The 13,872-nt window shown below is 67.8% G+C and carries 10 protein-coding genes and 1 tRNA gene; 2 read left to right on the plus strand and 9 right to left on the minus strand.

What is annotated here, in order from left to right; all coding sequences use genetic code 11:
* Window positions 1-24: 24 nt before the first annotated feature.
* On the plus strand, window positions 25-2,235 hold the full coding sequence (locus tag CAL25_RS09145) for an FUSC family protein (RefSeq protein ID WP_094799663.1): 2,211 nt from the start codon (window positions 25-27) through the stop codon (window positions 2,233-2,235).
* 42 nt (window positions 2,236-2,277) lie between these two features.
* Here CAL25_RS09145 and CAL25_RS09150 read toward each other — a convergent pair whose 3' ends face one another.
* The 4 genes from CAL25_RS09150 to CAL25_RS09165 form a co-directional block, all read right to left on the minus strand.
* Window positions 2,278-3,495 carry an MFS transporter gene (locus CAL25_RS09150; protein WP_094799664.1) on the minus strand — a complete coding sequence of 406 codons (1,218 nt, stop codon included), beginning with the start codon at window positions 3,493-3,495 and terminating at the stop codon, window positions 2,278-2,280.
* Between the two features lie 7 nt (window positions 3,496-3,502).
* Entirely contained in the window at window positions 3,503-4,276 is a 774-nt protein-coding gene (gene yaaA / locus CAL25_RS09155; RefSeq protein ID WP_094799665.1) for a peroxide stress protein YaaA, read from the minus strand.
* Window positions 4,277-4,295: 19 nt separating this feature from the next.
* Window positions 4,296-5,078, minus strand: a complete 783-nt coding sequence (locus CAL25_RS09160; protein ID WP_094799666.1) for a 3-hydroxybutyrate dehydrogenase — start codon at window positions 5,076-5,078, stop codon at window positions 4,296-4,298.
* A 116-nt stretch (window positions 5,079-5,194) separates the two neighbouring features.
* The gene (locus CAL25_RS09165) at window positions 5,195-6,484 is read right to left on the minus strand and encodes a cation:proton antiporter (RefSeq protein WP_094799667.1); all 1,290 of its coding nucleotides are present in this window, start codon (window positions 6,482-6,484) and stop codon (window positions 5,195-5,197) included.
* A gap of 341 nt (window positions 6,485-6,825) precedes the next feature.
* Between CAL25_RS09165 and CAL25_RS09170 the strand changes: the two genes are divergently transcribed.
* Window positions 6,826-6,915, plus strand: a tRNA-Ser gene (locus CAL25_RS09170).
* Window positions 6,916-7,111: 196 nt separating this feature from the next.
* Here CAL25_RS09170 and CAL25_RS09175 read toward each other — a convergent pair.
* From CAL25_RS09175 to CAL25_RS09195, 5 genes are all read right to left on the minus strand, one after another.
* Window positions 7,112-7,636, minus strand: a complete 525-nt coding sequence (locus CAL25_RS09175) for a hypothetical protein (protein WP_094799668.1) — start codon at window positions 7,634-7,636, stop codon at window positions 7,112-7,114.
* Between the two features lie 146 nt (window positions 7,637-7,782).
* Window positions 7,783-9,477, minus strand: a complete 1,695-nt coding sequence (locus CAL25_RS09180) for a PepSY-associated TM helix domain-containing protein (protein WP_094799669.1) — start codon at window positions 9,475-9,477, stop codon at window positions 7,783-7,785.
* Window positions 9,478-9,487: 10 nt separating this feature from the next.
* On the minus strand, window positions 9,488-11,854 hold the full coding sequence (locus CAL25_RS09185) for a TonB-dependent receptor (RefSeq protein WP_249279005.1): 2,367 nt from the start codon (window positions 11,852-11,854) through the stop codon (window positions 9,488-9,490).
* Between the two features lie 246 nt (window positions 11,855-12,100).
* Window positions 12,101-13,054 (minus strand): FecR domain-containing protein, encoded by a 954-nt coding sequence (locus CAL25_RS09190; protein WP_094799671.1) that lies wholly within the window; start codon window positions 13,052-13,054, stop codon window positions 12,101-12,103.
* A gap of 59 nt (window positions 13,055-13,113) precedes the next feature.
* Window positions 13,114-13,689 (minus strand): sigma-70 family RNA polymerase sigma factor, encoded by a 576-nt coding sequence (locus CAL25_RS09195; protein WP_094800187.1) that lies wholly within the window; start codon window positions 13,687-13,689, stop codon window positions 13,114-13,116.
* Between the last annotated feature and the right edge of the window lie 183 nt (window positions 13,690-13,872).

Genomic DNA, 13,872 nt, shown 5'->3' on the forward strand with positions numbered 1-13,872 from the left:
TCACGGCCTCTATCGCGTTTCCCCATGGACCTGCGCATCGCCAGCATCCGGCGCTTTCTTTACAGCCACTACTTTTTCGGGGGCGTGCGGCAGGGCATCGGCATGCTGCTGCCCGTGCTGGTGCTGGGCGGGCTCTTCGGGCAGTACAGCATGGGGCTGGTCGCCACCTTCGGCGCGCAGTGCCTGGCGATCATCGACCAGCCCGGCGGCCCCCAGCGCCATCGCACCAACGAAATGCTGGGCGGCGCCTTCCTGGGCACCGCCACCGTCACGATCACCGGCCTGGCCTCGACCTACCCGCTCATTTTGTGGCTGGTGGTGATCGCGCAGTGCTTTCTGTTTTCGATGTTCTCGGTGTTCGGCAAACGCGGCGGCCTGATCGGCTTTGCCGGACTGTTGCTCATGACGCTGACCATGCATTCGCCGCTGCCGCCCGAAGAGGTGCTCTACCACTCGCTCGCGACCGCCGGCGGCGCGTTGTTCTATCTGCTGTTTTCGCTCACGTTCCGCCGGGTGTTCTGGTTGCGCGAAGAGCGTCAGGCCATGTCGGTGGCGCTCTTCGCGACCGCCGACTACATGGCGGCCCGCGCCAGCTTCTACGACGAAAACGCCGATCTCGACGACTCGTATCGCACGCTGATCCAGCGCCAATCGCTCATGACCGAGAACCACCAGGCCGCGCGCGATCTGGTGTTGCGGGCGCTGCCGCGCGGCCAGGGCTTTCGCGAGGGCGAGCGCATCATGCTCTGGAACATGTTCGTCGACATGCTGCAGATGCTGGATACGCTGGTCGCCACGCACACCGATTACGTGGCGCTGCGCCGCGCGCTGGCCGGCAGCGACGCCTTGATCTTCATGCGCGACGCGCTGGTGAAGATGTCGCTCGAGATGAGCCGGATCGCGCTCGACGTGTCGCGCGGCCGCCAGACGCAGTATCGCAGCAGCGCCAAGGCCGAGTTGCGCGCCATCGAGTACGAGATCGAGCAGCTCAAGCAACAAGGCCTGGGCGAGCGCGAACCCGAAACGCTGGCGCTGATCGTGCAGGTGCTGCGCCGCCTGCGCAACGCGGCCCGCATCGTCGACAAGCTGGCCGGCCACACGGCCCAGGAAGCCAACGCGGTGCCCACCAGCGAGCTGCGCATCAACAAATCGCTGACCCGGTTCATGTCGCGCCAGGAGGTGCGCCTGGGCATGATCACGAGCAATCTGCGCTTCGACTCGCCCCACTTCCGCTACGCGTTACGCGTCAGCCTCGCGGCGGCCGCGGCGATGGGGCTCATCGGCACCTGGCTGTCGAACAACATGGCCGCGCACAGCTACTGGGTGCTGCTGACCATCGTCATCATCATGAAGCCCGGCTTCGCCCTCACCCGCCAGCGCAACGTCTGGCGCCTGATGGGCACGCTGATCGGCTGCGTGGCCGCGCTGGCGCTGTTCGCCATCACCCAGCGCCCCGAAGTGCTGTTCGCCGTGTTGCTGGGCGCCTGCATCATGGGCAACAGCCTGATTCAGCTCAATTACATGGGCAGCGCGATCTTCAACACGCTGTTCGTGGTGCTGGTGTTCCACTTCGTGGCGCCCGGCACGGTCTCGCTCGATGTGATCGGCGAGCGCGCGCTGGACACGCTGCTGGGCTGCGTGCTGGCGCTGGTGTGCAGCTACATCCTGCCGTGGTGGGAAGCGCGCTACATGAAGCCGCTGGCGCAGGCCGCGTCGCGCGCCAATCGCGAATACCTGCGCGCGGGCCTGGGCTATGTGGAAGTGATGCAGGCCCACCCCGGCAAGACCGACGACGAGCCCGCCGTGGCCGAGGCCGACCTGCACTGGCGCCTCGCGCGCAAGAACGTGCATATCGCGTTCAGCAACTATGCCGAGGCCTTCTATCGCATGATGAGCGAGCCGCGTCAGCATCAGGTGAGCGTGCCCGAGTTCAACAACCTGCTGATCCAGAACCACATCCTGGCCTCGCAGATCACCGCGGCCATGCCGATCCTGGCCGCGCTACCGCAGACACCGGCGCCGATCCAGGAGGCGCTGAACGGCATGGTGCAGCAGCTCGATCCGCAGGCGCCGGATCCCGGCCAGCTCCCGACCCAGTTCGACACCACCGGTGAACTGGCGACGCTGGCCTACCCCATCAAGCAGATGCTGCGCGCCACCGCGCTGATCCGCCAGGAACTCGAAGCCGTGGCGGACCCGGGCGAACATCGCCCGGTGGCGGTGCGGGCGGCTTGAAGGGGCGCCCGCGGGCAGGGACTCCCGCGGGCTAGCGCCGGCTCAGGCCGACGCCACCGCCTGACGCCGCGGCCAGAAGTACCAGACCGCTGCCGCCACCTGCGCCACCAACAACACCGCCCATGCGGCCAGATGCCCGTCGGCGTTGAAGCCACCGGCGACACGCGGCCAGAGATCGACGATCCAGCCCACGCCGACCTGGCACAGGAAGATCATCAAGAACATCAGCAGGTTGGTGGTCGAGGCCACGCGGCCCAGCAGCTCGCGCGGGAACTCGCCCGCCAGCAGCGCGTAGACGAGAATGTTGGCCGAGCCGAAGATGCCATAGCCGGCCCACAGGGCCGCCAGCGGCAGCGGCACACGCAGCACGATGAGCAGCTGGATCACGAGGAACAGCACCATGCACAGGCCGCCGAAGCCGTACAGGCCGAGCCCCATGCGTTCGACACGGCGCGCGGCCACGCCCAGCCCGATATTGCCGGCCATCATCGCCAGACCCAGCAACGACACCAGCCAGGCGGCGGGCACCGCGTCCAGCCCGTTGACCTCGATCAGGTAGGGCCGCACCCACAGCGACTGCACACCGTAGAACACGCCCCCGGTCATCACGGGCAGCGACACGAGCCGCCAGTAATGCGCGGACGTGAGCAGCGTCCAGGTGCCGCGCCATTGCTGGCCCAGCGTGACGGGCGCGCGCGCGGGTCCGGTTTCGCGCGGCGAACCGAACCAGATCAACGCGGCGACGATCAGCGTGGCCGCGGCCATGCCGATGCTGACGGTGCGCCAGGTGGTGTGCTGCAGCAGCTCGGACAACGGTGAGCCGACCAGCACGCCGCCCATGCCGCCCACGGCCATCACCAGGCCATTGATGCTCGGCAGGCGCGACAGCGGGAACGTATGGGCCAGGGCCTGGAAGGTGGCGCCCAGGCACACGCAGACGCCGGCGCCGATCAGGAGGCGTCCGACCATCAGGCCGCCCAGGGTGGTCGCCATGCCATAGATCAGCGTGCCGATGGCGGCCACCACGAGCATCGCCGCGTTGACGCGGCGCGGGCCCCAGGTGTCGAGCATCAGGCCCGCCGGAATCTGCAGCAGCGCAAACCCGAGGAAGTACAGGCTCGTGAGCGTGCCGAGGTCGGCCGCCGACAGGCTCAGCTCCTGGGTCAGGTAGGGTCCGAAGCCGATGTTCAGGCCGCGGAATACATACGAGATCAGGTAGCCGAGCGAGAAAAACAGAAAGACGCGCAGGCCGGCCGGCATGACCGGCTCAGGCCTGCTTGCGGCGGAACACCAGCTTGTCGGCGCTGGAGACGTCGGCGGCGAAGGCATAGCCTTCGCTGTCGAACGCCTGCAGGCCTTCGGGCTTGGCGATCTTGTGCGTGATGGCGTAGCGCGCCATCAGGCCGCGCGCGCGCTTGGCATGGAAGCTGATGACCTTCCAGTCGCCGCCCTTCCAGTCCTGGAACACGCACTGCACCACGCGCGCCTTGAGCACCTTCTTGTCGACCACCTTGAAATACTCTTCGGAGGCGAGGTTGATGACCACGGGCGCCTTCTGGCTTTCCTGGCGCGTATTGAGGTAGTCGGCCACGCTCGAGCCCCAGTACTCGTACAGGTTCTTGCCCTTGGGGTTCTCAAGCCGCGTGCCCATCTCGAGGCGATACGGCTGCATCAGGTCGAGCGGCCGCAACGCGCCGTACAGGCCCGACAGGATCACGACGTGATCCTGCGCCCATTCGAGCTGGCGCTCGGACAGACTGGGAGCCTCGAGACCCTCGTACACGTCGCCATTGAAGGCCAGCACGGCCTGGCGCGCGTTATCGAGCGTGAAGGTCTTCTTCCATGCGCCGTAGCGCGCCACGTTGAGCTCGGACAGCGCCGGCGACAGGCTCATGAGCTCGCCGATATCCTCGGCGGACTTGGTCTTGAGCACCTTGATCAGGGCGGCCGCCTGATCGACGAACAACGGTTGCGTGTGCAACTCGGTCTTGACCGGCGTGTCGTAGTCGAGCTTTTTGGCCGGAGAGAGCAAGAACAGCATGTAAGAGAGTCCTGGTGGTTCAGCGGGCGGTCCAGCCGCCATCGACGGAAATGGTGGTGCCGGTAACCTGCGCGGCTGCTTCGGAAGCAAGATAGACGGCGGTGCCGCCGAGTTGTTCGGGCGTGACGAACTGCAGCGAGGGCTGCTTCTCGCCGAGCAGCTCGCGCGCGGCCGCTTCCTGGTCGGTGTGGCCGCGTTCGGCCAGTGCCGTAATCTGCTTTTCGACGAGCGGCGTGCGGACCCAGCCCGGGCAGATCGCGTTGGCGGTGATGCCCTGGCCGGCCGTCTCGAGCGCGGTGACCTTGGTCAGGCCCACCACCCCGTGCTTGGCCGCCACATAGGCGGATTTTTGCGCCGAGCCCACGAGGCCGTGCGCCGACGCGATATTGATAATGCGGCCCCAGCCCTGCTTTTTCATGTGGGGCAGCGCGGCGGCCGAGCCGTGGAACACGGCCGAGAGATTGAGCGCGATGACGGCGTCCCACTTGTCGATGGGGAAGTCTTCGATCAGCGCGGTGTGCTGGATGCCGGCGTTGTTGACGAGGATGTCGATGCGACCGAAGGTCTGCACGGTGTTGGCCACCATCTGGCGCACGGCCTCGCCCTTGGACAGGTCGGCGCCGTCGTACAGCACCTTGACGCCATGCTCCTCGGCCAGACGGGCGCGCAGCGCCTCGATCTCGCCGGCATCGCCGAACCCGTTGAGCACCACATCGGCGCCTTGCTGCGCGAATGCGGTGGCGATACCCAGGCCGATCCCGCTGGTGGAACCGGTGACGACAGCGACTTTACCTTTGAGCATGTGCTTTCTCCTGATGGATCGGGTGGGACGACGGCCATGAGTGTAGCCGCGCCGCATCGATCTATCATGGCACAGCCGACCACCGCCGCGCTATCGACAAGGCGTTCATGGCGCTGTCAGGGGCGGCGTGCGTCGGGGCCGTCGCCGTCGACCGTTGTGCCCGCAGCGATCGCCGCGGCGTCCGAGGCCCGGATCCGGGCCTCGCCGCTCGCGCCCTCGGATTCGGCGGCGGGCCCCTCGAAGCCCACCGGCGTCACGTCCATGCCCGCGATCCCGCCATACCGCGCGGGGAGCCGCTCGAGCAAACGGATCAGGCACGGCACCAGGCCCATCGATATCGCCACCACCACGGCCAGCAGGTCGCGCTGCGCCAGCGTCATGAGGTTGTTGTCCCAGGCCTCGTTGAAGATCACGAAGCTGAACTCGCCGCCCTGCGCCAGCACCAGTGCGTAGAGCAGCCGATGGTAGTGCGGCAGGCCCACGATGCGCGCCAGCACGTAGATGAGGGCGAGCTTGATGAGCAACAGCGCCGCCACGCCCGCGAGCACATACGGCCAGAATGTCCAGGCCTCGCGCACGTTCACCGACATGCCCACCGCGAGGAAGAACAGCCCCAGCAACAGACCCTTGAACGGTTCGATGGTGCGCTCGAGCTCCTCGCGATACGACGACTCGGCCAGCAGCACTCCCACCAGAAAGCCACCCAGGCCCGCCGACAGACCGGCGTAGTCGAACAACTGCGCCGAGCCCAGCACGATCAGCAAGGTGGCCGCCGTGAACAGCTCACGGACCTTCGTGCGCACCACCAGGCTCAGCAGCCGTACGCGCCGCATGACGAGCACCACGGCGACCCCGGCGAGGGCCACCCCGAACGACGGCGCGCTCGCCCCGCCCGAGCCCAGCAGCCCAGCCGCGACCAGCATGGGAATCGCCGCCATGTCCTGGAACAGCAAGACACCGAGCGCCGAGTAGCCCACCGGCGTCTTCAACAAACCGCGCTCTTCGAGCAGCCGCAGCGCCACCGCCGTGGAAGAAAGCGAGAGCGACAGACCGCACAGCACCGCCGCGACCCAGGACATCCCGGCCAGGTGCCGCAGCCCGGCCCCGAACACCAGCCCCAGCACCAGGCCGCACGCCAGCACCTGCAGCGTCCCGGCGCCGAAGACCTCGCGCCGCATGCCCCACAGGCGCCTGGGCGCGAGCTCGAGTCCGATCACGAACAGCATCATCACCACGCCCCATTCGGAGACGTTGAGGATCTGCGGCACGTCGGTGACCATGCTCAGACCGGACGGCCCGATCGCCATGCCGGCCAGCAGATAGCCCGGAATGGCGCCCAGGCCGAGGCGGTGCGCCAGGGGTACGCAGATGACGGCGGCCAGCAACAGCAGCGTGATGAGGTCCATGATCCATGACGGGGCATGCCCGGAAGGCAGGCCCGCTCGAGAAGGCGCCGGCCCGCGCCAGCACTCTTGGCCGCATTCTGGCAAAATTCGGCGCGTCGCGGCGCATGCCGCACCGCCGCGCGATGCAAGAATTCAAAAAAATTTGAGCAACGTTCACACAAGCGGATTTTTTTGTGTAGAATGGCGGGCTTCGCTGCTCAAGAACAGAAATGCTCCTGAACCCAGCGAAGTGAAAACCAGAAGTAAAAGGCAAGGCCTTGCGGATGCATCGTTATCCGCCCTGATGCGAGCTTAAGACCACAAGACGCATCACGGAGCTTCCTTGCAGCAGTACCCGTCACGGAGAGGTGGCAGAGTGGTCGAATGCGCCGGACTCGAAATCCGGTATACGTTTAGGCGTATCGTGGGTTCGAATCCCACCCTCTCCGCCAGGATTCAAGCACTCAGTGCTGCGCTACAGGCCCCGATCTTTCGGGGCCTTTTTGTTTTCCGACTACCGGCCCGGTCACTCGTCACCGTCGAGCCCGCTGCGCAAAACACCGCGTCGCGCAATTTCGCCCGCGTGCCGGCACGGCAATGCCGGGCAGTGCCACGACGTCTCGTCCCATGGCGAGGCGCAATCCCTCCTTAGTAGTACAGCTCGGTTCCCAACGCTTCGTAGAACTTGGCCCGCAGTGCGCTGGCCTCTTCGTGCTTGCCCATGGTGAACTTCAGGTCGACCATGTCGGAGGCCAGCTCTCTGGCCGCCGTCAAGAGCTTGTACTCGACCATGCGGGTTGATTCCGCCAACTCTTCGCGCGTAGGCGCGGGCAGGTCATTCGCCGACATGGGCAAAAGCAACTCCGCGGGCAGGGCCGCATAGGCGGCGTCATAAGCGGCCTGTCGGATTTCACGCGTATCGGGCACGCGGTCATCCGGATGGTTGCTTTCGGCCGGGAGAAGTGCAACGAGGGCGTTGATCTGCGTCAGCACGCCTTGCAGCAGGCTGGCGAGCGCCTTATTGCCTTGAATCTTGCCGATCAGGTCGGCCATCTTGTTTTCGAGATTCGCCACGCGCGCCTGATGAATTTCCGTGGTGGCCTTCGCCACGTCTTTATCCGATACCAGGGCAACCAGGCCGGGAAGTCTGTCATGGATGAGCTGCGCGGTCACATTCGGCTCCTAAGGCGATTCATCGGATGGGCATATTGCCGGATGAGTAACGCCCGCCGCGCTTCGGTTCCACACCGGCGCCCGATGCCGCGCAGCGGGCGTGGCCCACATGCGCAGGCAGGACCCGCACGCCGGAGAACGCTGCGTCAGGGTTGCCCGCTGCGATACCCGATCCAGCCCAGCACCGCGCCGCCGCCGATGCAGACCATCTCGAAGCCGGCACGCACGCCATCGCCCTGCGCCATCGTGGCGATTAGGTGCGAGGCCGTGAACGCGTTGAGCAGCGGCAGGCCCATGAGCAGCAGCGCGGACGCACCGAGCAGGTCACGCCAGCGATTGCGGCGCGCAATCAGGGTCCAGGCACAGGCCGCCAGCCACGCGATGAAGAACGCGCGCACTTCCCAGGACGCGCGCGTCGGCAGATCGGCCGGCAACAGGCGATTGGCCCAGAAATAGGCCGCGGTGGCGAGGGGCAGGCCCGCGATCGTGGCGATGTTCAGGGCGTTGACGAGGCGTAGCGACGGGCTGGCATCGGGCAAGCTTGTCGGGCTTGCCCGCGCGCCTTTCTGGCGGCGCTTGGCCAGCCACAGGATCAGGCCCGTCGCGACCATGGCCGTGCTGGCCATGCCGATCAGGAAGTACAGCGCGCGCAGCATGGGCTCGGCGAACCAGCCGAGATGCAGGCCGATGAGACCGCCGACCGCGACGAGCGCCGGGCTGCGATCCTTGGGGTCTCCGATCGGCCTGCCGGTGGCGCCCTCGTAGGCGAGCGCGGGCGGCACGAGGCTGTGCGACACGCGCTCGGCGGCGAGGCGCTGCACGACCACCGTGGCGGCCGCGTCGCCGCCGTGCAGCACCGTCACGCGCCCTGCCCGACCGTCCCACTGCGCCTCGGCTCGCTCCACCATCGATTGCAGCGGCATCAGCGGCGATGCCACGCCCGACGCCGGCGGCGCCCGATGTCCCGGCACGAGTTGCGCGGTGAAATGGCGCGTGTCGTCATAGGCCGCGAGGATGCCGGCCGGCATCAGCATGCTCATCAGCAGGATCAATCCCGTGAACGAGATCATGAGGTGGAACGGCAGGCCGAGTACCGCCAGCACGTTGTGACCGTCCATCCACGCGCGCGCGCCGCCGCCGCGTCGGGTGGCCTGACGCCTCCCTGCATCGCCCACCTTAGTCCCGCTTCCGCTCGAAGTCGCGCCGCGCAGACTCGCAACGAGCTGACGGGAGCCGTCAGAACCGCCGCGGCCCGGCCTAACGCGGCCCGGCCTATCGCGGCCCGGCCTAAACACAAAGAAATCCTGGAACAGCTTGCGATGCACGATGACGCCGCTCACGACCGCGACCAGCATGAACATCGCGGCAACGCCGGCGATCCAGCGGCCCCATGGATAGGCCAGCTGAAGTTCGTAATGAAAGCGATAGAAGAAGTCGCCCCCGCGCGTCGAACGCGGCGTGAGCGGCGCGCCCGTGACCGGATGCAGCAGCGCGGTGCCAAAGCCCGGCTGCCCCGCTACCGGCGCGGCCTCCTCGTAGGCAAGCGTGATCCGCGGCTCGCGCGGCGTGGGCAGCACCAGCGTCCAGCGCGGCGAATCCGCGTGGTGCCGGGTCATGTACGCCTGCGCCAGCACCGCGGCCTGCCCGGCCTCGGGCAAGGCGGCGACCACCGGCAGCTCGGGCTGCATCCAGGCCGTGATTTCGGCCCGGTAGTAGGCGAGCGTGCCGGTCCAGAGCACGGCGTACAGCACCCAGCCGAGCAGCAGCCCGGCCCAGGTGTGCAGCCAACTCATCGCCTGGCGCAGGCTTTCGTGCCCCTGCGCCGTACCGCGCCCGCTCATGCCGCGCGCGTCAGAATTCCGCGCTCAGCGACAGCAGCACGGTCAGCGGCGCGCCCACGGTCAGGCCCTCGCGTGCGGCGGATTGCCAGTAGTTCTTGTTGAACACGTTCTCGACCGTCGCGCGCATGACCATCGGCGTGCCGCCGGCCTTGAACGCGTAGCGCGCACCCACGTCGAAGCGGGTCCAGCCCGGGATGGTCTGCGTGTTGCCGACGTCCACGTATTGATCGGTGGTGCGCAGCATGCGCGCCGTGAGCGTCAGGCCCTGCGCGAACGGCGTGTCCCACTCGACGGCGGCATTGAATTGATAGCGCGGCACGGCAGGCGCGCGATTGCCATCGTTCAGCCCGCCGACGGTGCGCGTGAGGCGGCCATCGGTGTAGGCCACGCCACCCAGCACGCGCACGCTGCGGCTGAGTTCGCCCTCGCCCAGCAGCTCGATGCCGCGGTTGCGCTGCTCGCCGTTGACGACGTAACGGTTGGAGCCGGGATCGACGAAGCCGCTGGGGCGCTCGATCTGGAACGCGCTGAGCGTGGTGGTGAAATCACCGAAGTCGTACTTCGCGCCCACCTCGAACTGCTTGGCCACTTCCGGCGCGAACGTCTCGCCGGCGTTCGCCGTGCCGGCCGGCGCGGTGGCGCCCTGGCTCAGGCCCTGGATGTAGTTGGTGTAGAGCGACAGCTGGCGCACCGGGCGCACCGTCAGGGCAAAGGCCGGCGAGAGCTTCGACTTGCCGTAGTTGGAGGTGGCGTCGCCCGTGGTCGCGCTGAAGTTGGTCGACTGCACGCGCTGATTGCGCACGCCCGCGATGAACTGCACGCGGTCATCCATGAACGACATCGTGTCGGCCGCCGCCACGCTGTAGAGACGCGTGTCGCTCGTGCGCGGCAGATCGCCCGGCCGCGCGATGTTGGGCTTGGCCAGATCGGCGGGGTGGTAGATGTTGGACGTGACGATGCTCGAACGGACGCGGGCCGACGAATAATCGATGTCCATGAAGCTCGCGCTCAGCGCGGGCTGGTGCTTGATCGGGCCGGTGTGGAACAGGCCGCGCACGCCGATCTCGCCCGTCTTGCTGATGAGCGACTCGTCCAGGCGCGCCGGGATGGACGCGATGCTGCCGTTGCCATCCTGCATCAGCCACGAGGTCTGCATGCTTTCGAAATCATGCTTGCGCGCGCCGAGCGCGCCGTACACCGTCCAGTCCGAGGCCACGTCGTACTCGGCACGCACCGCGCCCGACCATTCCTTCGTCTTCCAGTACGTCCACGACGGGAAGAAGTTGCGGCGCGCATCCGGTGCGCGGCCGATGTCGGTACCGGCCGCGGGAGGGAACAGCAGCCCGCTGCGCGCGTCGGTGACGCGATTCTGATAGTTGATGTCGCCCTCGATGCGGAAGCGATCGCCCTTGAAATCCAGGCCGAGGGCGACGGCGCCCAGATCTTCGTTGGCGCCATCCATGGCCAGATCGCCGCCGCTGCCCGCCACGTTCAGGCGCACGCCGAACTCCTGCGCGTCGCCGTAGCGGCGCGCGAGGTCGGCGTGCAGGCCGAACTGGCTGTCGCTGATGTACGAGAGCGTGTAGCGATTGAGCGGTTCGGCGCCCGCACGTTTGGGCACGAGGTTGATCGAGCCTCCCACCGAACCGTAGGGCGACATGCCGTTGAGCAGCGCGTTCGGACCGCGCAGCACTTCCACGCGTTCCACCCCGATCAGCGAGCTCGAGTTGCGCGGCGACACGCCGTACAGGCCGTTGAACGACACGTCGTAGTTGTAGAGCGTGAAGCCACGGATGTTGAACTCGTCGCGGCCGGCGCCGCGCGAGTAGGTATTGCGCACCGAGGGATCGTTGACCAGCACGTCGCCGATGTTCTGCGCCTGCTGATCTTCGATCAGCTTGGAGGTGTACTGCGTCACGCTGAACGGCGTGTCCATGTCGTCGCGATTGCCCAGCAGGCCGAGGGCGCCACCCGTGGCGACCTGACCGCCGGCGTAGACGGGCGACAGGCCCGTGGTCGCGGTGCCGGTGACCGTCACGGTCTCGAGCTCGGTCGCGGAACCGGCAGGCACGGGGCTCAGGCGATATTGATTCGGCGCATCCTGGGAGGCACGCAGGCCGGTGCCGGCCAGCGCCCGCGACAGGGCCGCCTGCCGCGTGAAGCTGCCCTGGACGCCGGCACTTTGCCGGCCCGCCACCAGCTCAGGCGTGGCGATCAGCAGAATGCCGGTTTCGTTCGCGAGCCGTGCCAGCACCTGATTCAGCGGGCCGGCCGGCACGTTGAATTGCCGTTGCACCTCGGCCTGGCCCGCGCCGGACTGCGCGGCGGCGGGCGCGGCCCACAGCGCGGTACCGGCCAAAGCCAGCGCGAGGCTCAAGGCACGGGTACGGCCGAAACCAGCAGTGGATGCGCGCGCAGCGGGGGAGCGTCGAATCGTGGACGCAGAGCGAGGAAAACGAACGGGCATGATGAACCTGGGCTCTCAATCGATGTATGGGTCTGTACGAGCCTGGCCGCGCCGGCGCCGCGGAACCCACGGCGCGAGCATGACTGGCTCTCTACCTCCCTCATCGAACGAGGCATGAAAATGCGGAACCCGAATTTGTAACGACAGGCCGCGCGGCTACGCGCGCGCGTCGACGCTGATCCAGAAGGCCAGTGGCTGGCGCACCCGGATCGGCATGACGGAGGCCAGCATGGCCAGCGCACGCGGCACGTCGTCGATCGGGAAGCTGCCGAACACGCGCAGATGCGCGATCTCGGGCGCAAGGCCGAGGTGACCCAGGTGGTAGCGGCGAAGTTCGCCCACCACCTCACCCAACGTGAGGCCGTCGGCCACCAGCACGCCGCGTGTCCAGGCCTCGTGCCCGGGGTTGGCCGCGACCCGCGGCCGCAGGCCGTCTTCGCCGAAATAGGCTTGTTCGCCCGCCGACACCACACCCGTGGCGCCGCCTCGCGACGGCGCCACCCTCACCGCCCCATCGAACACGGCGACCAGCACGGCGTCGTGCTCCTGCCGCACGGTGAAGCGCGTTCCGAGCGCCTGCAGCCGCCCCGCGCCGGTATCGACGACAAACGGCCGGGCGGCATCGGGCGCCGTGTCGATCAGCATTTCGCCCTCGACCAGTTCCAGCCTGCGCAGCGATGCGCCGTAGTCGACGTTGAAGGCGCTGAGCGCGCGCAACCAGACGCGCGTGCCGTCCGGCAGCGAGATCTGGCGCGTCTCGCCGATGCCTGCACGGTGATCGGCGCCCCACCCCGCCGCGAGCGCGGGCAGGGGGGTATGGCGCCAGCTTGCCCAGCCGAGCCATCCGGCGCCGATCGCGCCGAACAGTCCCAGGACCACCTGGCGTCGCGTGCGTCCGCCGCCGGCCGAGACGCGGCGGTAGGCCGCGACGGCGGCATCGCGCTCTGCGCTGGCCTGCAGCGGGGCGAAGCGCATGCCGATCCGTTCGACGTAGTGCCACGCCTGTTGATGCTCGGCGGCGCCCTCCAGCCAGAGCCGCCACGCGGCATGATCCTGCGCGCTGGCCTCGCCCGAACGCAGCAGGGCATACCAGTCGGCGGCCTGCTCCATGGCCCGGTGAGAGGGTTCCTGAACGGGCGGGTCGGTCCTGACGCGGTGCGAGGTGGCGCTCACAGCGCGCCCGCCAGCGGCGGCATGTGCGCCGGGCGCGCAGCCGAGGACGCGGGATCGAGTCCGAGCCGGGCTTCGAGCAACATGCAGCGCAACATGGCCTGGGCGACATACTTGCGCACCATGCGCGTCGACACGTCCAGCGCAGCGGCCACCTCGGCATCGGTGGCTTCGCAGACCACCGCCATGACGAACGCCTGCGCGGCCTTCGGCGGCAATCCGCGCAGCATGGCGTCGATTTCGCCGAGGGCCTCGAGCACCATGGCCTGATGTTCGGCGGACGGCGCGGTGGGTTCGGGACGGGCGGCCAGGGTGTCGAGCCAGGCCTGTTCGAGCTCGCGCCGACGCCAGAGGTCGACACACATGCCCGAGGCCATCGTACGAAGATAGACGCGGGCCTGCGGGTCGTTGTCGAAACGGCATTTGCCGGTCAGCACGCGCAGGAAGGCATCCTGCGCGAGGTCGGCGGCATCGGCCGCATTGCCCAGTCGGCGATGCAGCCACTTGTAGAGCCAGCCGTGGTGGCTGCCATACAGATGCTCGAAATCCTGGGACGGCTGATTGTGTCCACTCACGGTGGCGTTCTCGCTCACCGCCCGTTGAATACGAACGGTTATCAATTGCTTTTCAGCCGGAATTATTGCCCGCCCCCCGGCGGTTTGGCAACCGCGAGACGCGAGGCAGAGCCGCTCCGTTGCACGGGTGATACGCCGGCCGGGATCAGCCGACCCGGTCGCACCGGGGGCGACCCGGTCGCA

Origin of the sequence: Bordetella genomosp. 5 (assembly GCF_002261315.1) — a bacterium.
Classification (GTDB): domain Bacteria; phylum Pseudomonadota; class Gammaproteobacteria; order Burkholderiales; family Burkholderiaceae_B; genus Bordetella.

What these genes read in the sequence shown, in the direction of transcription:
- CAL25_RS09145 (WP_094799663.1), top strand. Translation starts at nt 25, where the DNA reads ATGGACCTGCGCATCGCCAGCATCCGGCGCTTTCTTTACAGCCACTAC.
- CAL25_RS09150 (WP_094799664.1), bottom strand. Translation starts at nt 3,495, where the DNA reads ATGCCGGCCGGCCTGCGCGTCTTTCTGTTTTTCTCGCTCGGCTACCTG.
- yaaA (WP_094799665.1), bottom strand. Translation starts at nt 4,276, where the DNA reads ATGCTGTTCTTGCTCTCTCCGGCCAAAAAGCTCGACTACGACACGCCG.
- CAL25_RS09160 (WP_094799666.1), bottom strand. Translation starts at nt 5,078, where the DNA reads ATGCTCAAAGGTAAAGTCGCTGTCGTCACCGGTTCCACCAGCGGGATC.
- CAL25_RS09165 (WP_094799667.1), bottom strand. Translation starts at nt 6,484, where the DNA reads ATGGACCTCATCACGCTGCTGTTGCTGGCCGCCGTCATCTGCGTACCC.
- CAL25_RS09180 (WP_094799669.1), bottom strand. Translation starts at nt 9,477, where the DNA reads ATGAGCGGGCGCGGTACGGCGCAGGGGCACGAAAGCCTGCGCCAGGCG.
- CAL25_RS09190 (WP_094799671.1), bottom strand. Translation starts at nt 13,054, where the DNA reads ATGGAGCAGGCCGCCGACTGGTATGCCCTGCTGCGTTCGGGCGAGGCC.